Annotated in this window: 15 protein-coding genes and 1 pseudogene; 14 read left to right on the top strand and 2 right to left on the bottom strand. The window is 53.3% G+C overall.

Annotation, left to right across the window (positions count from 1 at the left end; all coding sequences use genetic code 11):
• Nucleotides 1–2: 2 nt before the first annotated feature.
• Nucleotides 3–1,457, bottom strand: coding sequence for a helix-turn-helix domain-containing protein (locus C6362_RS03610; RefSeq protein WP_014015397.1), 1,455 nt, complete (start codon nucleotides 1,455–1,457; stop codon nucleotides 3–5).
• 201 nt (nucleotides 1,458–1,658) lie between these two features.
• On the opposite strand from C6362_RS03610, the pseudogene prdC reads away from it, so the two are divergent.
• From prdC to rarD, 10 genes and pseudogenes are all read left to right on the top strand, one after another.
• Nucleotides 1,659–2,984, top strand: a pseudogene (prdC, locus tag C6362_RS03605) (proline reductase-associated electron transfer protein PrdC); the annotation flags it as partial.
• Between the two features lie 27 nt (nucleotides 2,985–3,011).
• A complete protein-coding gene (gene prdA, locus C6362_RS03600) occupies nucleotides 3,012–4,769 on the top strand; it encodes a D-proline reductase (dithiol) proprotein PrdA (RefSeq protein WP_014015395.1) in 1,758 nt (585 codons plus the stop codon).
• The gene (locus tag C6362_RS03595) at nucleotides 4,769–5,191 is read left to right on the top strand and encodes a CBO2463/CBO2479 domain-containing protein (protein ID WP_014015394.1); all 423 of its coding nucleotides are present in this window, start codon (nucleotides 4,769–4,771) and stop codon (nucleotides 5,189–5,191) included. The genes prdA and C6362_RS03595 overlap by 1 nt, the downstream gene beginning before the upstream one ends.
• Nucleotides 5,192–5,202: 11 nt before the next feature.
• Nucleotides 5,203–5,928, top strand: coding sequence for a D-proline reductase (dithiol) protein PrdB (gene prdB / locus C6362_RS03590; RefSeq protein WP_014015393.1), 726 nt, complete (start codon nucleotides 5,203–5,205; stop codon nucleotides 5,926–5,928).
• A gap of 30 nt (nucleotides 5,929–5,958) precedes the next feature.
• Entirely contained in the window at nucleotides 5,959–7,002 is a 1,044-nt protein-coding gene (locus tag C6362_RS03585) for a proline racemase family protein (RefSeq protein WP_014015392.1), read from the top strand.
• Between the two features lie 69 nt (nucleotides 7,003–7,071).
• Nucleotides 7,072–7,854: an ABC transporter substrate-binding protein gene (locus C6362_RS03580; RefSeq protein ID WP_014015391.1), complete on the top strand. Its 783-nt coding sequence runs from the start codon at nucleotides 7,072–7,074 to the stop codon at nucleotides 7,852–7,854.
• 90 nt (nucleotides 7,855–7,944) lie between these two features.
• Complete coding sequence (locus C6362_RS03575; RefSeq protein WP_014015390.1) at nucleotides 7,945–8,604, top strand: amino acid ABC transporter permease; 660 nt, start codon at nucleotides 7,945–7,947, stop codon at nucleotides 8,602–8,604.
• Nucleotides 8,601–9,323, top strand: a complete 723-nt coding sequence (locus tag C6362_RS03570; RefSeq protein ID WP_014015389.1) for an amino acid ABC transporter ATP-binding protein — start codon at nucleotides 8,601–8,603, stop codon at nucleotides 9,321–9,323. The genes C6362_RS03575 and C6362_RS03570 overlap by 4 nt, the downstream gene beginning before the upstream one ends.
• A gap of 13 nt (nucleotides 9,324–9,336) precedes the next feature.
• On the top strand, nucleotides 9,337–9,948 hold the full coding sequence (locus tag C6362_RS03565) for a cytidylate kinase-like family protein (protein WP_014015388.1): 612 nt from the start codon (nucleotides 9,337–9,339) through the stop codon (nucleotides 9,946–9,948).
• A 107-nt stretch (nucleotides 9,949–10,055) separates the two neighbouring features.
• On the top strand, nucleotides 10,056–10,949 hold the full coding sequence (gene rarD, locus C6362_RS03560) for an EamA family transporter RarD (protein ID WP_014015387.1): 894 nt from the start codon (nucleotides 10,056–10,058) through the stop codon (nucleotides 10,947–10,949).
• Nucleotides 10,950–11,160: 211 nt separating this feature from the next.
• Here rarD and C6362_RS03555 read toward each other — a convergent pair whose 3' ends face one another.
• A complete protein-coding gene (locus C6362_RS03555) occupies nucleotides 11,161–12,528 on the bottom strand; it encodes an aminopeptidase (RefSeq protein WP_014015386.1) in 1,368 nt (455 codons plus the stop codon).
• Nucleotides 12,529–12,703: 175 nt separating this feature from the next.
• On the opposite strand from C6362_RS03555, the gene C6362_RS03550 reads away from it, so the two are divergent.
• From C6362_RS03550 to gyrA, 4 genes are all read left to right on the top strand, one after another.
• Nucleotides 12,704–13,897, top strand: coding sequence for a M20 metallopeptidase family protein (locus C6362_RS03550; protein WP_014015385.1), 1,194 nt, complete (start codon nucleotides 12,704–12,706; stop codon nucleotides 13,895–13,897).
• Between the two features lie 94 nt (nucleotides 13,898–13,991).
• Nucleotides 13,992–16,058 carry an elongation factor G gene (gene fusA, locus C6362_RS03545; protein ID WP_014015384.1) on the top strand — a complete coding sequence of 689 codons (2,067 nt, stop codon included), beginning with the start codon at nucleotides 13,992–13,994 and terminating at the stop codon, nucleotides 16,056–16,058.
• Nucleotides 16,059–16,288: 230 nt separating this feature from the next.
• Nucleotides 16,289–17,632, top strand: a complete 1,344-nt coding sequence (locus C6362_RS03540; protein ID WP_014015383.1) for an acetyl-CoA hydrolase/transferase family protein — start codon at nucleotides 16,289–16,291, stop codon at nucleotides 17,630–17,632.
• Between the two features lie 305 nt (nucleotides 17,633–17,937).
• On the top strand, nucleotides 17,938–20,412 hold the full coding sequence (gene gyrA, locus C6362_RS03535) for a DNA gyrase subunit A (RefSeq protein WP_014015382.1): 2,475 nt from the start codon (nucleotides 17,938–17,940) through the stop codon (nucleotides 20,410–20,412).
• Nucleotides 20,413–20,764: the final 352 nt, after the last annotated feature.

The following is a 20,764-nucleotide window of genomic DNA, read 5'->3' as shown; positions in this document are numbered from 1 at the left end:
TTCTATGCGCCAGCTAAACTGGTGATTTTTTCCAGCATGTGTTGGTAGATCCTGATTTTGCTTTCCAGTTCCGGACCGTTGCAAGGCTGGCAGTATGACGCCTTTGTCATGCTGTCGAAGTAGTCCAGGACCATCTTATCCAACTCTTTGTCGACGATGATGTAGAACGGGTCGGCCTGGCTGTTCATGGCCAGGGTATTCTTTTTGAAGAAGCTCATGCGGTAGTTGGAATAAAAGGACAGGTTGGCTTCTTTGTAGGACAGGAAGGCCGGCGACAAGTGCATCGTCGACAAGGTGATGCACTGGCTCTGGGTCAGCGTCCGGGCGATGACCTTCAAATGTTCAATCCGTTCGCTTGGCGTCAAGGTATACTGGACGTCGGTCAAGTCGATGTGTCCCGTTTCCAGATAGCGCATGAAGGAGGGCGTCGGCACGATGAGCGATACGCGGGCTTTGGCGATGATTTCTTCCCAGGTAATGCATAGCCGCTCGATATTGCCGGCTCGGTCGGCCGACGATTCGGAAATAAGCCGGTCGAATACTTCCTGTGGCAGGAGGTATTCGATGCCGTTGGTCAGGAAGAAGCAGAACCGCGACGTTTCATAGAAGGACGTGCGGTAGCCGTAGTCGTCGTTCCAAGGGCTCTGGATATGCGTGAGGAGTTTCGGTGTATGGTGGACGCCAAAGCGCTCGTAAATGTCGTGAACGACGGCTGGATCATCGATATAGGAACACATCATCATCCCCCGGTGGCTTTGAAGCGAATACTGGATGACGAACTGGTCCTTGAGGATGATGAGGTTGGCGTCGCTCAGGGCAGAGAAGTCGTAAAAAGTGAATTCTGCATCCATGAAGCGATTGAGGACGGCGTAGAGTCGGGTCACGTATTTAGGATGGCGGCGCAGTTTTTCCTTGTCCAGACCGATGCGGATGCGCAGGCGTTTATAGTGGGACGGCACGTCGAGGTAAGACCAAAAGCCATCGTCATAGAAATCAAAGAATTCTCCATAAATGACTAATTCTTCCTTGCCCGTCAGGGTAGGGATTTTTTTTCGGAATAAATCTTTTAAGAAGTGGGCGGCTTTCTGATGGCTCGTGACGATGCGGACAGGCCAGGATTTCTTGCTTTTTTCAGTGCGTCCGTTTTGGAGCGACGTGCGGTATGCCCGGCTTAGATAGTCGCTGATGGCGAAGGTCAGGTCTTCTGTCGTGTCGGGAAAAGAAAAATAGCGGCAGCAGTCTTCGCGGCGATCGAGTTTTTCAATCGTTTCAGCAAAGAGTGCAGCCGCATCTTCATTGACGCGTTCTATAGCCCGTGACGATGGCAGCTTGGCTCCGTTGATCCACTTACTGATATAGGATACATCGTAACCGATGCGTTCTGCCAGGGTCACAGATTTTGTTTTCGTGAATTTCATGAATTTCTTCAATGCAATCGGGTAAGTTTCTACGATCATGTATCATTCCCCCTCTATCGGGCAGCTTTTTTATTCACTCCTCCAGAAATAAGCCTGCTTTTATTATTGTAACACAGAATTTATCGATAAAAAATAAGGCGAATAAGGTGAATTCATGAAAATTTCAAGTTTTCCTGTTTTTTTCAACCTGTCTGGAGACTATACTAAGGCCATGCTTGAGGACATCAAGCGAAGAAAGAATCTAAGCATCATGATCCTAGGAGGTGGACGGACGTGAGACCCTTTGTTTTTCCTTTTTCGCAGCACATCGGTGCCCCATCGGTCCCGGTGGTCCAGCCTGGAGACAGGGTACAGCGTGGCCAATGCATCGCTGAGGCTGGGGAAGGATTAGGAAGCCCGATATATACGAGTGTATCCGGGATGGTCCTGGAAGTGACGGGGAATGCCGTCATCGTTCGAGCTGACGACGTCCAGCCGAAAGACTACGTGCCCCTTACGGCACAGGCGCCGTTGGAGTGTATCCGTCAGGCCGGAATCGTCGGCTTGGGCGGCGCCGGATTCCCGACGTATCAGAAACTGGCCGTTCCTTTTTCTCATGGCGGTGTCGTCATTGCCAATGCTTCAGAGTGTGAACCCATCCTGAACCATAATATCGACGCCTTGGAAAAAGATTGCCGTCCGATGATACGCGGCTTGCAGCTGGCTATGGACCTCGTCCATGCCGATAAAGGTGTCATCGCCATCAAAGCCATCCATGGTGACGCCGTCCGGGCTTTACAGCAAGCTATTGCTGATGATGACCGCCTGGCCCTTCATTTTTTGCCCAATATCTATCCTGTTGGGGAAGAACGGGCCGTCGTCCGGGAAGTCCTAGGGACGCTCCTCGATGCCGGCAGCCTGCCGTCGAAAGCCGGAGCCGTCATCATCAATGTGGAAACGCTCCAGCGCATGGCCGAAGCCATCGATGCTAAGAAACCGCTCATCGACAAAGACTTGACCGTAGCGGGCAAGTTGAATGGCCCGGAAGTCCAGATTTTCCATGATATGCCCTTGGGCATGGCTGTCAGCGATGTCTTGGAACGGGCCGGCGGCTTGGGAAAGGAATATGGCGAGCTCATCATGGGAGGCCCGTTCATGGGCAAGCGGACGACGCTGGATGCGCCTATCGTCAAGACGACAGGCGGCATCATTGCGGCAGAAACGTTTTTGCCAGGACCTGAAAAAATAGGGCTTCTCGTCTGTGCCTGCGGCGCCGATGAAAAACGGCTACGGGAAATGGCAGCGTCCATGGGTTCTGCCGTCGCCGGCGTCGCCTTCTGCAAACAGGCTCACGAAGTCAAGCCAGGCGTCCGCAAATGCGATAATCCCGGCCATTGCCCGGGACAAGTCCAACGGGTCATGACCTTGAAGAAAGAAGGGGCCCAGGCCCTGCTCATCAGCAACTGCACGGACTGTACCAATACGGTCATGGCCTGTGCGCCACAGCTCCATTTGCCGGTCTACCATTGTACCGATGGTGCCCTGCGGGCTGTCCATCATAAATTAATCCGCCGCATCAAGGCGTAATTCATACTACACAGGGGGAGTGATTGTATGTCTATTACGAAAGATACCTTACAGAAACACCTTACGGATCCTGCTGTTTTCTGCTGCCGCCGGGCTAAGGGGACAGTCATCGGAGCCGATGACCTGGAAGATCCGACGCTGTTTGACGATATGGTCGATGCCGGCCTGCTCACCTTGAGCGATGACGGCTTGACTATCGAAGAAGTCTTGGGCAGTACGCTCCAGAAAGACGTAGAAGCCTTGACGCCGATTACCAAAGACGTCTTGGATAAAGTCAATCCTAAGTCGGCTAAGCCTGTTGAAACGGTACCGACCGCAGCTCCGGCCAAAGCAGCTGCTCCGGAAGCCGCACCGTCCGGGACGATTCATCTGAAAATCGATAAACTGGAAGGCCTGAGCCTGGATATCCCGGCAGGGACCGTCTTAGGCGCGTCCGGTGTCCTGCCGGCAGCAGAAACGGGCAGAGGCGAAAAGAAAGTCATCCGCACACTGCTCAAGAAGCACATCAAGATTACAGATGTCGAAATCAGCGACCATACGGCCATCAAAGACGGCAAGATTTTTATCGATGGATCCATCGTTGACAAGGCCGTCAAAGAAGACCCGCTCTGCGTCAGCATGAGCCTCGATGTTATTTATCCTGATAAACGCCACGTCTATACGGACACCATCATGGACGTCGCGCCTATTGCGACGAAAGTCGAAGGCGAACTCGGTGAAGGCGTCACTAAAGTGGCTGACGGCGTCGTATTCATGCTCACTGGCGTCGATGAAGATGGCGTCCAGATTCACGAATTCGGATCGTCTGAAGGGTTCCTCGATGAAAAGATGTATTTTGGCCATCCTGGCTGTGCCGATGAAGGGGACATCATCATCCGCTGCCATGCCGTCATCAAACGGCTTACCGGCATGACCCGTCCGGGACCTTTTGCCGCTCATAAATGCGAAGACTACATCATTCAGGCCGTCCGCAACGAATTGAAGAAATACGACGGTGAAGTCGTCCGTGAAGAAGTTTGCGAAGACCTGCGCCGGAAAGGCAATCCCCGCGTCGTCTTGGTCAAGGAAATCATGGGCCAAGGGGCTATGCATGACAATGTTCTCTGCCCGAATGAACCGTGCGGCGTCATGGGCGGCCAGAAAAACGTCGACCTCGGCAACGTGCCCATCGTCTTGACGCCGAACCAGGTCCGCGACGGTTCCATCCACGCTTTGACCTGCATTGGACCGGCTACGAAAGAAATGACCCGCCATTATATCCGCGAACCCTTGGTCGAAGGCCTGGCTAAGGATGATGAACTGGACCTTATCGGCGTCGTCTTCGTCGGATCCCCTCAGGTCAATGACGAAAAGCTCTGGGTTTCTGACCGCTTAGGTTCGCTTTTGGAAAGCCTGGACATCGACGGTTGCATCATTACGACGGAAGGTTTTGGCAACAACCATATCGACTTCATCCAGCATATCGGCCAGGCTGGCAAGCGGGGAATCCCCGTCGTGGGCGTTTCCTTCTGCGCCTACCAGGGACAGCTCGTCGTTGGCAATCCCTATGCCGATGCCATGGTCGAAGAAAATATGGACCAAGGCGGTTTTGAAAACGACGTCGCCGGCTGCTCGTGCGTCACGAAAGAAGTAGCAGCCCGGGCTATCCAGATGCTCAAGAATAAGATGGCCGGCGTCCCCATTGCGGCAGCACCGAAAAAATGGGATAACGCCGTTATAAACGCTAACAATAAACTCCTCGGTCTCCCGGAAACAGTTCTCCTCGATAAAGGGACGCTCCACTGATGGCAAAACTCGACTATCAGATCAACCCGGTACTCATGGAAGGGACTGTGACCAAGGCGGGTGCTGACGATGTGGCGCTCAACCTGCGGGGGAGACTCGGTGTGATCCACGCAGCACCGTCTTTGTTCCTTCATCAGCCTCGGGAAGGCCGGAAATTCCGATTTTATTTTAGTTATATGCAAATCGTAAAGGCCCCGCTCGATTACGATTATGCGCCGCTCCAGATAGACCGGGAATTCACACCGGTCTTGGCCGGCGGCGTCCTCAGCGAAGTCAATGATACGGCCATCAAAGCCGACTGCCTCGGCGGTTTGGCTACCATTGCCGTACCGCGGCGTTGGGTCTTTACCGATGTGACCCTAAAAGAGGGAGAATATACTGAATTTTACATCAGCCCCATGGCGGCTGTAGATGAACTATAGGAGGGGTAGTTATGAATTTAACGACTGTAGAAGGGATGCGCTCGGAAATCTTCGTTCCCGTTACACCGAAACCGGTATTTACTGAATTAAAGAAACCACTGAGTGAATGTAAAGTCGCCTTCATTACGGCTGGCGGCATCCATAAAAAAGACCAGACGCCGTTCAATACATCTGGGGATTTTACGTATCGCGTCATCCCCTTCGATACGCCATCGTCGAACCTGATGGTTACCCACGGCGGCTTCGATAACTCCGATATTAATAAGGACGTCAACGCCATGTTCCCCATCGACCGCCTGCACGAATTGGTTGCTGAAGGCTTCATCGGATCCCTTCCGAAAGAAACGTATACTTTCATGGGCGGCGGCGGCAACGTCGAAAAATTCCGCAACGAAACGGGTCCGGAAATCGCCAAGAAGCTGAAAGCCCAGGGCGTCGATGTCGTCCTTTGCACCGGCGGCTGCGGGACCTGCCACCGTTCGGCAACCATCGTCACCCGCTGCTGCGAAGCTGAAGGCATGAGCTGCTGCGTCATCGCCGCCTTACCGCCTATTGCCCGTCAGCAAGGAGCTCCGCGCATTACAGCGCCGCACGTACCTATCGGATCCAATGCCGGCGAACCGAATAATATCCCCATGCAGACGGCCATCCTCAAGGAATCCCTGGAATGGGTCCGCGATTGCCCGAGTTATAATGGTCTGAAAGTTCTTCCCTATGAATATCGCCATAATGTGTAATAAAAATATAAGAGTGGAAGGGGGGATTCGATGTGGCATGCTAATCAGGAACGCTTGATGGAAAAATTGCGGGGCGACGAAAAAATCCTGGTCATCGATTCGCATACCATGGGAGAACCGACGCGCATCGTCGTCAATGGATTTCCTCATGCACCAGGCAAAACGATGATGGAAAAGAAACAGTACATCGCCAAACACTACGATACGTACCGTCAGGCAATCTTACTAGAGCCCCGGGGCCATACGAATATGTTCGGTGCCATCCTCATGACGCCAGTCCACGAAGAAGCCGACGTCGGCGTTATCTTCATGGACAGCGGCGGTTATCTGAACATGTGCGGTCACGGCTCCATCGGCGTCGCGACGGTACTGGTCAATGAACAGATGATACCTGTCCACGAACCGTATACGGATATCTGCCTCGATGCGCCGTCAGGTCTCATCAAAGCCCATGTTAAAGTCGAAGCTGGCCGGGCCGTAGAAGTGACCATTACCAACGTGCCCTGCTTCTTATATCGGACAGGTGTCACCGTTCCCGTCGATGGCTTAGGCCATGTCGCCCTGGACATCGCCTTCGGCGGCAGCTTCTTCGCCCTCGTCGACGCCGATGCCTTGGGGATGCGCTTAGCGCCGGACAATATCCGGACCATCATCGATACGGGAATGAACATCCTCCATTCTGTCAATGCTCAGGAAGTCGTAGCCCATCCGGAACTGGACATCCACAGCGTCGACTTAGTCGAATTTTATGGCAAGGCCGACCGGCCCGAAGCGACCATGAAGAATGCCGTCGTCTTCGGCAACTACCAGATTGACCGCAGCCCCTGCGGGACCGGTACCAGCGCAAAAGTGGCGTCGCTGTACTTGCGGGGAAAATTGAAGAAAAATGAACTTTTCGTTTATGAGAGTATCATGGGGACCTTGTTCAAAGCCCGCATCGTAGAGGATGCCAAAGTCGGCGGCATGGCTGCGGCTATTCCACAGATTACGGGCAGTGCCTATATTACGGGCATCAACTGCCTGGTCCTCGATGAGACGGACCCGTTCCGCCATGGTTTCCAGATTCAAGCCTGATTCCAACGTTCCGGTCGCGAGACCTGAATGATAGATTCCAGTCATACATACGAAGAGGGGTGCCTGATTATGATGATGAACAGTAAAGTAAAAAAAGCAATCTTAGCCGGCTTGAGTGCCGTCGTATCCATATCTGTCTTAGCTGGCTGTGGCGGGGGAAGTGGCAGCGGTGATAAGGCTAGCCTGAAAGGGAAAGAATTGAAAGTAGCGACCGGGATCTATGCGCCTTTTGCTTTCAAAGATGAAAACAGCAAGCTCGTCGGTTACGACTTGGACTTGCTCGACGCCATGTCCAAGAAACTGGGCTTTACGTATAAAGTCACGCCGACAGAATACGACAACATGTTCATGGCCGTCGCCAATGGCGAATATGATATCGGCATGGGCCAGGTCTGCATTACCGAAGACCGCAAGAAAAAGATGGACTTCACCGAACCTTATGAAAACGCAGGATTGCAGTTCATCGTCCGCAAAGATGAAAACCTTACGTCTGTCGATCAGCTGAAAGGTAAGAAAATCGCCGTCGAAAAAGGGACAGCTTCTCATAAGTACGTAACGGAACACTGCAGGGACTCGGAAATCGTCGTCTTCCCGTCCATTTCGGCAGCCTTCATGGAGGTTGAACAGGGGAAGGCCGATGCCCTTATGCAGGATAAACCGAATGCCGTCTACTATTTGAAGAAACATCCCGAAAGCGGCCTGACCCTCTTAGGGGAAGAAACGGCGAAAATTCCCGATGGTTTCGCCCTGCCAAAGGACAGCCCGTATAAAGCCGAATTCGACAAAGCTTTGAAGGAATTGCAGGAAGACGGGACAATCAAGAAATTAGAAGATAAATGGCTGAACGTCTAAGGTCATCAGTCATACCGCAGTGGCCCGGCAAGAGTCGTACTTTTGCCGGACTTCTTGCTATAAGGGGTATTCCTTTAAGGAGGGAAGGCTATGTTTAACTGGGAACACTTGGACATCATCATCGGTGTCATTATGAAAGGTCTGTTCTGGACCGTCGTCATTTCCGTGACGAGTATCATCATCGGCTATTTCATCGGCTTGGCTACGGGTTTTTCCCGGGCCCGCAATATACGCATCCTCAAGAGCATCAGCGCCTTTTATGTCTGGATCATCCGCAGCACGCCAATCTTGGTCCAGGCTTTGTACATCTATTTCGTCATGCCGAAACTCTTTGGCCTCCATTTATCTCATGAAGCGGCAGGCATTCTCTGTGTTTCCCTTAATGCCGGGGCTTACATTTCAGAAATCGTCCGCGGCGCTATCCTGGAAGTGCCTAAAGGCCAGTGGGAAGCAGGGATGTCTTTGGGAATGACGAAATTCCAGATTGTCATGAAACTGATCCTGCCCATGGCTTTCCGGACTATGTTGCCGGCACTGGGCAACCAGTTCATCATTACCGTAAAGGATACGTCTATCCTGACCGTCATCGGTGTCGCCGAAATGACCTATCAAGCTGGTCAGTACGCGTCGTCGAACTTTGAATTCGTCGAAAGCTATACGGTCCTGGCCGTGTTCTACTTAGTCTTGATTTCGCTGCTGACAGTCGCTGTCAATATTTGCGAACAGAAGATGGGAGCTGATGTAAAATGATGAGAATTGAACATTTGAAGAAACAGTATGGTGATAACCTGGTCCTAAATGATATCAGCCTGTCCCTGGATGATGAAGTTACCTGTATCCTCGGACCCTCCGGTGCCGGGAAGAGCACTTTCTTGCGCTGTCTGAATCTGTTGGAATCGCCGACTGGAGGCGACATCAAATATAATGGCCAGAGCATCCTTCAGCCTGGCTACGACATCCGTAAGATGCGCGAAGAAGTGACCATGGTCTTCCAGCATTTCAACCTCTTTCCCCTGCGCAACGTCGTCGGCAACGTCATGCTGGCCCTGCAGAGCGTCAAACACATGAAAAAAGCCGACGCCCACGATATTGCCATGGAAATGCTCAAAAAAGTCGACATGGCCGACAAGGCCGAAAAGATGCCGGATATGCTCTCCGGCGGCCAGCAGCAGCGCGTCGCCATTGCCCGCGCCCTGGCCATGAACCCTAAGATGATTCTTTTCGATGAACCGACATCGGCCTTGGACCCGGAACTCGTCGGCGGCGTTCTCGATGTCATGCGCGACTTGGCCCACAATGGCATGTCTATGGTCATCGTGACCCATGAAATGGCTTTTGCCCGCGACGTGTCGGACCGCATCGTCTTCATGGCCGACAGCATTGTCCAGGAAGATACGACGCCGGCTGAATTCTTCAGCCATCCCAAGACGGAACGAGCCCGCAACTTCTTGAGCCGTTTCTTGTCGTAAAGGAGGGAGTACGATGGAAAAATTCATCATCACCATTAACCGTCAGTTTGGCAGTATGGGCCGGCCCATTGCCAAAGAAATGGCCGAAGCCCTGAACGTCGAGTTCTATGACCGGGACCTCATCGAAGCGGCGGCGAAAAAGATGAATATGTCCTTGTCCATTGCTAGCGATCTGGAAGAATCGGCCAAACCCAACCGCTTCTGGCGCATGTGCTTTCCCTTAGGGCACGACGAAACGCGGAAACAGGACGAGCTCTTCCAGGTAGAAAAGAAAATCATCTTGAACCTAGCCGATGCCAAGTCGTGCATCATCGTCGGCCGCTGTTCCGATTCTATCTTGAAATGTTCCAAGCACTTGCTGCGCATCTTTATCTATGCACCCTATAAAGAACGCCTCAAGAACTGCGTTGAACGGCTCAAGATGGACGAACGGACGGCCAAGGAAATGATGCGCAACGTCGACCGGGCCCGCGACGCCTACCAGGTTCGTTATGCCGGTTATCTGCCAGGCGACTTCCACCATACGGACCTGCTCATCAACAGCAGCTTTCTCGGCGTCGAAGCGACGGCCCAGTATTTGACCGAACTCGTACTCAAAAAATACGGCTCCCACCACATTGCGTAAGACTAGCCGAGCTCCCGCCAGGGACATCATCCTCGTTATTGACAAACAAAAAGGCCTATTGCATGATAGTAGTAACAATAAGCTGAATCAGTCAAAGGAGATATCTTATGGACGGGAGCAAAATTTGTTATATCTATTTCATTCTAAGTCAGGCCATCTGGGGCGTACTGCCGGCCTTCTGGCTGCTGTTGCGGCAGCTGCCGCCGCTGTACACGCTGGCCTCGCGCATTGTCTGGGCGTCGGTCTTCTGCTTTTTCCTCATCATACAGAAAAAGCTCCTGCCCGACCTGAAAGGGGTCCGGCAGGAGCGCTGGCAATGGCCGTATATTGCTGGGGCCTGTATCTTCATTACCCTGAACTGGGGGTCTTATATTTACGCGACGACACAGGGCTTCATTCTCCAGGCCAGCCTGGCCTATTTCATCAATCCTATCGTCCTCGTCTTTTTCGGCGGCCTTCTCTTCCATGAACGGCTGCGGCCTATCCAGAAACTGTCCGTCGTCGTCGCCGGAGCCGGCCTGGTCCTGGCCTTCTGTCTGTACGGTGTCGTTCCCTGGTTGTCGTTCCTCATCTGCCTGACCTGGGCGACGTACAGCATGTTGAAAAAGAAAGTCCGCCTGGACAGCCAGGTTTCGGTCTTCATCGAATCCTTTTCCATGGTACCCTTATCCCTGCTTTTCATCGCCTTTAGCGAAGGGCATGGCCTGGGTGCCATAGGAACCTTCCAGGGTTGGCAATGGCTGCTCCTGCCGGCGACGGGCGTCGTCACCGCCGTTCCTATGATGCTCTTTTCGGCCGGTGTCAAAGGGGTCCCCATAACGACGGGCGGTATGCTCATGTACCTCTCGCCGAGCATCACCCTGGTCATCGGCCTCTTGAGCGGTGAAACTATCACGCCGCCCTTGCGCCTGACCTTCTGCTTCGCCTGGGTAGCCGTCGCCCTCTACGTGTACGGCCTTTACCAGACAATCAAGGGGCTTCGTGAAAGTGAATGCCATTAAGCACACCCCGGTTCCAGAATTACGCTGTAGGGACTCGCACGTGGCGAGCCCGTTCCGGGATATGTGTGATTTCCAGGCCAGTTTACAGTACAGCAGTACAGCCTTTGTAGTTTACAGAGAAAACCTTTAAATTTAAAGCCATTCACTAACCACTAGCCACTAAACCCTAATCACTAAAAAGGCGCTGTCTTCCTGCGACAGCGCCTTTTTCTCACTTACTTTCAAAAAAGGCTTTATAGGCCAGGTAGCCACTGTAGGCATCGGCTTTGGCGACGATTTCTAAAGGAGCGTGCATGCTGTGCATGGCTACGCCGCAGTCGACGACGTCGCAGCCCCAGTCGGCCATGATGTAGGCGATGGTGCCACCGCCACCTTGGTCGACTTTACCCAGTTCCCCGACCTGCCAGGGAACTTCTTTTTCGTTGAAGATGCGGCGGATCTTGGCCATAAATTCGGCGTTGGCGTCGTTGCTGCCGGCCTTGCCGCGGGCACCGGTGTATTTGCACAGGCAGATGCCGTAGCCGAGTTTGGCCGAGTTCTGTTCTTCATAGGCATCGGCAAAGACCGGGTCGAAGGCGGCGCAGACGTCGGCCGACAGGACTTCGCTGTTGCGCAGGGTCCGGCGCAGCCAGATTTCTTGGTCACGACCCTGGAGGGACAAGAGTTCGGCAATGAAGTCCGGAAAATACGACGAGTGGACGCCGGTGTTGCCGACGGAACCGATTTCTTCTTTATCGGCAAAGAGGGCGACTTGCGTCTTTTCCCCTGGTTCGGCATCGAGGATGGCGGCTAGGTTGGCGTAAGAGCAGACGCGGTCGTCATGGCCGTGGGACATGATCATCGACCGGTCCAGGCCGACGTCGCGGCTCTTGACGGCCGGGATGATTTCCAGTTCGGCACTGGTGAAATCTTCTTCTTCAATACCGTATTTGTCCTTTAACAAGGTCAGAATAGCCGGTTTCGTCTTTTCTCCTTCGCCGTTCGTGCCGGCCAGGGGCATGAGCATTTCGCCGCTGATGGCTTCAGAGAGTTTCTTAGCAGCCTGGTCCTTGCCCAGGTGAGGCAGGAGGTCGTTGATGAACAGGACAGGATCGCCCTGGTCTTCGCCGATGGAGACGTCGATGCGGCTGCCATCGGCTTTATAGACGACGCCAATCAGGGACAAGGGCAGGCAGACCCACTGGTATTTCAGCAAGCCGCCGTAATAATGGGTCTTGAAGTAGACGATTTTGTTCTTTTCGACAACGGGCATGGCCTTGACGTCCAGCCGCGGGCAGTCGATATGGGAGCCGACGATTTTCAGCCCCTTTTCGATGGGGTCAGAGCCGATGACGGCTAAGATGACCGATTTCCCTTTCTGGTCCCAGTAGACCTTGTCGCCGGCTTTCAGGCTGGTGAAGTCAGCCAAGGGCCGGAATCCGGCGTTTTCAGCCTGGCGGATGATTTCCTTATTGGCCAGCCGTTCTGTCCGGGCTGTGTCCAAAAACTGGCGGTAGTGGACGCTGTAAGTTTCCATCTGGCCGCGCTGTTCCGGTGAGAAGCGGGCCCAGACGCTGTTTTCTGTATCAAATGCTTTCATGCATAAGCCTCCCTTTTAAAATGGATGAATTATGAACTTGCATCCTTATTATAACGCACTTATCAGGGCTGTACCAGCTCTTGTAAAAGACTAGTGAAGCAGTTGTATTTTCTCATGTTATGTGGTATTATTAGCCATATTTTATAAATAATAATTCATACATGGAGGGTTTGCCATGATCGATAAAATGATTATCAAAGACTTAGTGAAGCAGGCTGTGCCTGATATTTGTGCCATGCGCCGTCATATCCATGAAAATCCGGAATTATCTGGCGAAGAAGTGGAAACGGCTGCTTTTATGGCAGCCAAGCTGCGGTCTTTCGGAATCGATGTACAGGAATATGTTGCCGGTACGACGGCTGTCCTGGGGACGCTCAAAGGCGGAAAGCCGGGACCGGTCATCGCTTTGCGGGCCGATATGGACGCCCTGCCCATGACGGAAGAAACGGGCCTGCCCTTTGCGTCCAATTTCCCCGGCAAGATGCACGCCTGCGGCCATGACGGCCACATGAGCATCCTCCTCGGTGCCGCTAAGGTTCTGAGCCAGGTGAAAGACGATATTCCCGGTACGGTCGTCTTCATCTGCCAGCCAGCCGAAGAAAAATCGCCTGTCGGCGGCGCCAAGGGGCTGGTTGCGTCCGGCGTCCTCGACGGCGTCGATGCCGTTTACGGCCTCCACGTCTGGCCGGCCCTGCCCAGTGGCAAAATCGGCGTCCTGCCCGGCCCGATGATGGCTGCTTCGGATCATATCCGCATCGTCCTCAATGGTAAGGCCAGCCATGCCGCCATGCCCCATAAAGGCGTCGACACCATCGTCGCTGCGGCCCAGTTCCTGACAGCGGCCCAGACTATCATCAGCCGCCGCGTCAATCCCCTTTATCCGGCTGTCCTGACCTTTGGCAGGATTACTGGCGGCACGCGCTACAATGTCGTCGCCGATACCGTCGAAATCGAAGGGACCTGCCGGACGTACCACGCCGAAGCCCAGGATGCTGTCGAAGCCCATCTGCAGGATACGCTGAAGGGAATCGATGCCATGTACGGGACGGTCAGCCGCCTCGATTATGAACGGGGTTATGCCGCTGTCCGCAACACGCCCCAGCAGGCCGCTTTTGTCGCCGGTGTGGCTAAGGACTGCTTTGGCCCGGGCATCTTGGCAGACGTCGACGAACCGGCCATGACGGCCGAAGACTTTTCCGGATATCTGCAGAAATTCGACGGTGCCTTCTTCTGGCTCGGTGCGACCAAGCCTGGTGATACGGTCTATCCTTTGCACAATACTCATTTTGCCGTCGATGAAGCTTGCCTGCCTGTAGGCGTCGAACTGATGGTTTCCTTAGTTCTGGCCAAAATGAAAGAAAAAGCATAATTATTTTTGAAAAAGTGCAACTTAAAAAAGGAATCTGCCCCCTTCATCTCGAATATATAATATTAACTGAGATTCCATAGGAGGCGATTGTTTTATGAAAGAATACACAAGTGATAAAATTCGCAACGTTGCTGTACTTTCGCATGATGGCGCCGGCAAAACGGCTGTTGTTGAATCATTACTGCTTGCCTGCGGTGCTGTCGATGCCGTTGGCGTCGGTAAAGACAACAAGCATATTATGGACTATGAACCGGAAGAAATTAAGAGAAACGTCACCATCCAGCTTGGCATTGCGCCTTGCGAATGGGAAGGCTATAAGCTGAATTTCCTCGATACGCCGGGGTACTCCGAATTCTGCGGCGAAGTCCGCGCCGCCCTGCGTGCCAGCGACGGCATCCTGCTCGTCGTTTCGGCTGAATCGGGCGTCGAAATGGATACGGAACGGGCCTGGGACTACGGCGTTGAATTGAAATTGCCGCGCATGGTTTATGTCAACAAGATGGATGCGGAACATGCCGATTTCTTCGGCTGCCTGGAAAAACTGCGTTCGGTCTTCGGCAAATCCATCATGCCCCTTCAGATCCCTATCGGCGAAGGCAAGGATTTCCGGGGCATCATCGACGTCTGCAAGATGGTAGCCTGGGAATGGAACAATGGCGAATGCTCGGAAATCAAGGTTCCGCCGGAATATATGGCCAAAGCCCGCGAAGTCCGCGAAATGTGCATGGAAGCCGCTGCCGAAGGCGATGATGAATTGCTGGAAAAATACCTCAACGGCGATGAACTGACTATCGAAGAACTGCGCAAAGGCCTGCGCCAGGGCATGCTTACGGGCCGTGTCTGCCCGCTCATGTGCGGCAGTGCCATCAACCATATCGGTACGGCCGAACTCCTGCGCCGTATCATCACCTACATGCCCGACGCTTCGCAGAAAGTCATGATGGGCACGGATAAGAAGACGGGCGAACCGGTCCTGGTCTATCCCAACAAGCCGTTCACGGCTTTCGTCTTCAAGACCCTTGTCGATCCCTTTGCCGGCAAATTGAGCTATGTCCGCATTTTCTCGGGCGAACTCAAAGAAGGAGATAAATTGTATAATATGTCCCAGGGCAAAGAAGAAAAGATGGGCAAAGTCTTGACCCTGGTCGGCAAGGAACAGATCCCCGTTCCGGCTGCCATTGCCGGGGACATCGTCGTCCTGCCGAAATTACCGAGTGCCCGGACCGGCGATACCTTTGCCGCTCCCGATTTCCCCGTCATTTATGACCCCATCCGCTTCCCGAACCCACTGCACACGGTAGCCCTGGTCCCGGAAAAGAAGGGCGAAGAAGAAAAATTGATGAACGCTCTCCTGAAGGTCAGCGAAGAAGATCCGACGTGCCAAGTAGAAAAGAGTACGGAAGGCAAACAGCTCCTCGTCCGTTGCATGGGCGACGTCCACCTCGATCATATCCTGACTAAGATTGAACGGAAATACGGTGTCAAAGCGAAACAGGAAGACGTCTACATCCCGTATCGTGAAACCATCAAGAGCAAGGCGACAGCTGAAGGTAAACATAAGAAACAGAGCGGCGGTCACGGTCAGTTCGGCCATGTCTTCTTGGATATCGAACCGCTGACGACGGGCGAACCCTTTGAATTCGTCGATAAGATTTTTGGCGGTGCCGTGCCGAAACAGTACATCCCGGCTGTTGAAAAAGGCGTCCGCGAAACCTTGGAAAAAGGCCTCATCGCCGGCTTCCCCATGATCAACGTCAAAGTCACGTTGACCGATGGCTCTTATCACCCCGTCGACTCGTCGGAAATGGCCTTCAAAGTCGCTGCCGCCCAGGCCCTCAAGAAAGCCGTACCGGAAGCTAAACCGATCCTCTTGGAACCGATTTACAACGTCGACGTCGTCATCCCGGAAGATTACATGGGTGATGTCATGGGCGACTTCAGCAGCCGCCGTGGCCGCATCCTCGGTATGGAACATCATCGCAACCGCAAAGGCATCATCGTCGTTAAAGCCCAGGTCCCTCTGGCAGAAATGAAAGATTACGTCACCGTCCTGCGCTCCATGACCCAGGGCAAAGGCACGTTCAACATGGAATTTTTCGACTATGAAGAAGTACCGAAGAAAATCATGGATGAAATCATCGAAAAAAGACAAAGTGAATAAGACTAGTGGCTAGCAGTTCGTGGCTCGTGGCTAGTTAAGGGCCGTCCCTTTGGACGGCTCTTTTTTCTAGCCATGAACCACGAACCACGAGACCCTACAGGCATATGCTCAAACAGCATACACGTGTTTACCCAAACGCCTTGCCAGGGCGCTTCTGGCGTCGTATAATAAGGATATAAGTAAACGTAAAACGTCGTACTAAAAACAAATCAGACGAAAGGGTGATTTTTATGTCCCAATGGACAGATATGTACAAACAGAAACTGATGACGCCGGAAGAAGCAGTGAAAGTCGTTAAATCCGGGGATTGGGTCGATTACGGTATGGGCACGACTCAGCCGATTCTCCTCGACCAGGCCCTGGCAGCCCGACGGGATGAACTGCAAGATGTCAAGGTCCGCATGTGTCTTTCCGTAGCGCCGCGGCAAATCATCGAACAGGACCCGGAACGCAAGGCCTTTACGGCTATGAACTGGCATATGAGCGGCTATGACCGGAAAAAATGCGCCCTCGGCCAGATGAATTTCATCCCCATGTGCTACCGCAACAAGCCGTCCATGTACCGCGACCTCCTTGACGTCGACGTGGCCTTGATTACCGTCGGCCCCATGGATAAACACGGCTTCTTCAATTTCGGCCTGGCCGTCTCGGCAACGGAAGCTATCACCAAGAAGGCCAAGAAGGTCATCGTCGAAGTCAATGAAGCCATGCCCCGTGTTCTCGGCGGCCGCGGCGAATGTATCCATATCAGCGATATCGACGGAATCGTCGAATACGGCAACCATCCCTTGGCGACGATTCCCTTTACGACAGGTGATGACATCGACGCCAAGATTGCCAAGACCATTGTTCAGCAGATTCCCGACGGGGCGACACTGCAGCTCGGCATCGGCAGCCTGCCCAACACGATCGGTGCCCTCTTGGCCGAATCGGACCTGAAAGACCTAGGCGTCCATACGGAAATGCTCGTCGATGCCTTTTACCTCATGTATCAGCACGGCCAGCTCACGAACCGTCGCAAGGCCTTTTGCCGTGATAAGGTAAGCTGGGCCTTTGCCCTGGGGACGCAGGACCTCTATGACTGGATGGACGACAATCCTTTCCTGGCAGCCTATCCGGTAGACGTCATCAATGATCCTTTCGTCATTTCCCAGATGGATAATTTCATTTCTATCAATAACTGCATCGACATCGACCTCTTTGGCCAGGTATCGTCTGAATCGGCCGGGACCCATCAAATCAGCGGCAGTGGCGGTCAGCTCGACTTCACCGACGGCGCTTATCGGTCCCGCGGCGGCAAGAGCATCATCGCCTTGCGGTCGACGTTCCACAACAAGAAGACCGGCCGCGACGAATCGCGCATCATCCCGACGCTGGCAGCGGGCACGACGGTTACGGACCCGCGCTCCCAGGTCAACTGGGTCGCTACGGAATATGGCATCGTCAACCTCATGGGTGCCTCGACCTGGGAACGGGCTGAACGCCTCATCAGCATCGCCCATCCGGATTTCCGGGAAGACCTGATCAAAGAAGCCGAAAAAATGAAAATCTGGAGATATAGCAATAAACGGTAGGGGATACGCCATTATTCTGGCAAGTGTCTCTCCAGGATACTTGTTCGTCGTAGGTCGTTCATCGTAGGTCGAAATTTCAAAAGCCATTACGATGAACGACGAACGATGAACTGCAAACTACAAACTCTGAACTCTAAACCATGAACTAATTTTTACCCTCTAGAGAAAACTGGAAATATTTGTTATAATATAATCGTATGCGCCCATTTGTTCATTTTACGGGCTGCCATATGACGATAACGATTCGGACTGCGGGTCCTTTGCTGGCCGGCAGTTATTTTCAGTTTGTATATGAGGTGAAATTTGTGGACGAACAACAAGTAGATAAAATTGTGCCGGTTTGTCTGGAAAGTGAAATGCAGACGTCGTACATCGACTATGCCATGAGTGTCATCATCACTCGTGCCCTGCCAGATGTACGCGATGGGCTGAAGCCGGTTCACCGGCGTATTCTCTATGCTATGCACGAAGCAGGCATGACGCCGAACAAGCCCTATAAAAAATCGGCTCGTATTGTCGGCGAAGTTTTAGGTAAGTATCACCCCCATGGTGACAGCTCCGTCTATGATGCGACCGTCCGCCTGGCTCAGGATTTCTCAACGCGCTATCCCTTGGTCGATGGCCACGGCAACTTCGGTTCTGTTGACGGCGACTCGGCCGCTGCCATGCGTTATACCGAAGTCCGTATGGCTAAGATTACCGGCGAAATGCTGGAAGATATCGACAAGGAAACGGTCGATTTCATGCCCAACTACGATGGCTCCCTGCAGGAACCGACGGTCCTGCCGTCGAAGATCCCGAACCTCCTGGTCAACGGTTCGGCTGGGATTGCTGTCGGCATGGCCACAAACATTCCGCCTCATAATTTAGGCGAAGTCATCGACGGCTGCGTCCTGCTCATCGACAACCCCGAAGCCAGCCTGGAAGAAATCATGACTAAAATCAAAGGGCCTGATTTCCCGACGGGCGCTAAGATCATGGGCCGCGACGGCATCATCAAAGCCTATTCGACCGGCCGGGGCAGCATCAAGATGCGGTCCTGTGCGACTATCGAACCGATGAACAAGGGGAAACACCGCATTGTCGTGACGGAAATCCCGTATCAGGTCAATAAAGCGCGCGTCATCGAGTCCATTGCCGACTTGTCCCGCAATAAGGAAATCGACGGCATTACGGCCCTGCGCGATGAATCGGACCGCAAGGGCATGCGCATCGTCGTCGAACTGCGGGCCGATGTCAACCCGGATATCGTCCTGAACAAGCTGTACAAGCACACGCAGCTCCAGGAAACGTTCGGCGTCATCATGCTGGCCCTCGTCGACGGCCATCCGCGCGTCTTGACGCTCAAACAGATTCTGAACTACTATCTTGATCATCAGAAAGACGTCATCACCCGCCGTAGCAAGTTCGAGCTCGATAAAGCCCTGGCACGGGCTCATATCTTGGAAGGCCTGCTCATTGCCCTGGACCACATCGACGAAGTCATCAAGACGATCCGCGAATCGGCTACGGACGATGCGGCAAAACAGTCTTTGATGAGCAAGTTCAATCTCAGCGAAAAACAGGCCCTGGCTATCCTCGACATGCGTCTGCGCCGTCTGACCGGCTTAGAACGCGAAAAGATCGAAGAAGAATATGCGGAACTGGAAAAACGCATTGCCTACTTGCGCAGCGTCCTGGCTGATGAACACAAAGTCATGGAAATCGTAAAGACGGAACTCCTCGATGCCAAGAAGAAATTCGGTGATGAACGGCGTACACAGATCGTAGCCGATTCGTCGGATTTCTCCATCGAAGATATGATCCCCAATGAACGCATGGTCCTCACGCTGACCCGTCGGGGTTACATGAAGCGCATCAACGCCAATGTATACCATACACAGAACAAAGGCGGCCGCGGCATCAAGGGCATGGGTACGAAAGATGAAGATGCTGTAAACCATCTGCTCTATACATCGGCATGGAATACGGTCCTGTTCTTCACCAACTTCGGGCGCGTCTATCGCTTGAAGGCCTATGAAATCCCGGAAGCCAACAGCCGTAATTCCAAGGGTATTGCCGCCATCAACATCCTGCCCTTGTCCAATGGTGAAAAAGTCAACGCCCTCATCGACCTCGATCAGGTCGACCCGTCGATGAACCTGTTCATGGTTACAGAAAAAGGCCTGGTCAAGAAGACGCTCCTCCAGGAATTTAAGAACGTCCGCCGCAATGGCCTCATCGCCATTTCCCTCATGGAAGGGGACCACTTGGCCAAGGTACGCCTGACCAACGGCGACCAGACGATTATCTTGGCGACTAAATTGGGCATGGCTATCTGCTTCAATGAAAATGACGTCCGTCCCATGGGCCGGAATACCCGCGGCGTCCGCGGCATTACCCTGGCCGAAGGCGATATGGTCATCGGTGCTGACGTCCTTGAACCGGACTGCCAGGTCCTGACCGTCAGTGAAGAAGGCTTCGGCAAGCGCAACAATATCGATGCCTATAAAGTCCAGCTCCGCGGCGGTAAAGGCATCAAGAACTTCAAGATTACGCCGAAGACTGGCGACATCGTTGGCGTCGAAGTTGTCCATGAAGGACAGGAACTGATGCTCATCACATCGAATGGTATCGTCATCCGCACGGACATCGAAAGCATCGGCATCAAGAAAGGCCGCAATACATCAGGCGTCAAGATTCAGAAACTGGAAGGCGACGATAAAGTAGCGGCACTCGATACCATTGCTATCGAAGGCAACGATGAAGACGAAAAAGAACAGACGAAATTGTTTAAATAAAAAAAGAGGCCTGCGGGCCTCTTTTTTTGTGCCAGTCGCAGTTTGCCGGCCGCAGTCCGCCTCGGACTCAGATGCGGCGTTCCGCCGCGACAGACTCAAACTGACAACGACGCTTCGGGATGCCCTCGGCGCGTGGCGGGCCGCCTTCACAGGACGCCCCCTACGGATACCGTTGCACAGTGGCATCTCAAACTGACAACATCGCCTCGAGTAACCCTCGGCTCGTAAAAAAAGCCCCGACCGGGGCCAGCGTAGGGGCTGACCCGGCTAGGGCGGCCCGCTGTGATATTTGATCATGGCCTATTCGGAATGATGGTGAGCTTTTACGAGCTACGAGCCACGAACTACGAAC

The organism is Megasphaera elsdenii DSM 20460 (assembly GCF_003010495.1).
Taxonomy (GTDB): domain Bacteria; phylum Bacillota; class Negativicutes; order Veillonellales; family Megasphaeraceae; genus Megasphaera; species Megasphaera elsdenii.
The sequence above is the reverse complement of the archived record's forward strand: the minus strand, read 5'-3'. Positions and strand labels throughout refer to the sequence as shown.

What these genes read in the sequence shown, in the direction of transcription:
- C6362_RS03540 (WP_014015383.1), top strand. Translation starts at nt 16,289, where the DNA reads ATGTCCCAATGGACAGATATGTACAAACAGAAACTGATGACGCCGGAA.
- prdB (WP_014015393.1), top strand. Translation starts at nt 5,203, where the DNA reads ATGAATTTAACGACTGTAGAAGGGATGCGCTCGGAAATCTTCGTTCCC.
- fusA (WP_014015384.1), top strand. Translation starts at nt 13,992, where the DNA reads ATGAAAGAATACACAAGTGATAAAATTCGCAACGTTGCTGTACTTTCG.
- C6362_RS03550 (WP_014015385.1), top strand. Translation starts at nt 12,704, where the DNA reads ATGATCGATAAAATGATTATCAAAGACTTAGTGAAGCAGGCTGTGCCT.
- C6362_RS03610 (WP_014015397.1), bottom strand. Translation starts at nt 1,457, where the DNA reads ATGATCGTAGAAACTTACCCGATTGCATTGAAGAAATTCATGAAATTC.
- rarD (WP_014015387.1), top strand. Translation starts at nt 10,056, where the DNA reads ATGGACGGGAGCAAAATTTGTTATATCTATTTCATTCTAAGTCAGGCC.
- C6362_RS03580 (WP_014015391.1), top strand. Translation starts at nt 7,072, where the DNA reads ATGATGATGAACAGTAAAGTAAAAAAAGCAATCTTAGCCGGCTTGAGT.
- prdA (WP_014015395.1), top strand. Translation starts at nt 3,012, where the DNA reads ATGTCTATTACGAAAGATACCTTACAGAAACACCTTACGGATCCTGCT.
- C6362_RS03585 (WP_014015392.1), top strand. Translation starts at nt 5,959, where the DNA reads ATGTGGCATGCTAATCAGGAACGCTTGATGGAAAAATTGCGGGGCGAC.
- C6362_RS03595 (WP_014015394.1), top strand. Translation starts at nt 4,769, where the DNA reads ATGGCAAAACTCGACTATCAGATCAACCCGGTACTCATGGAAGGGACT.
- C6362_RS03565 (WP_014015388.1), top strand. Translation starts at nt 9,337, where the DNA reads ATGGAAAAATTCATCATCACCATTAACCGTCAGTTTGGCAGTATGGGC.
- C6362_RS03575 (WP_014015390.1), top strand. Translation starts at nt 7,945, where the DNA reads ATGTTTAACTGGGAACACTTGGACATCATCATCGGTGTCATTATGAAA.
- C6362_RS03555 (WP_014015386.1), bottom strand. Translation starts at nt 12,528, where the DNA reads ATGAAAGCATTTGATACAGAAAACAGCGTCTGGGCCCGCTTCTCACCG.
- C6362_RS03570 (WP_014015389.1), top strand. Translation starts at nt 8,601, where the DNA reads ATGATGAGAATTGAACATTTGAAGAAACAGTATGGTGATAACCTGGTC.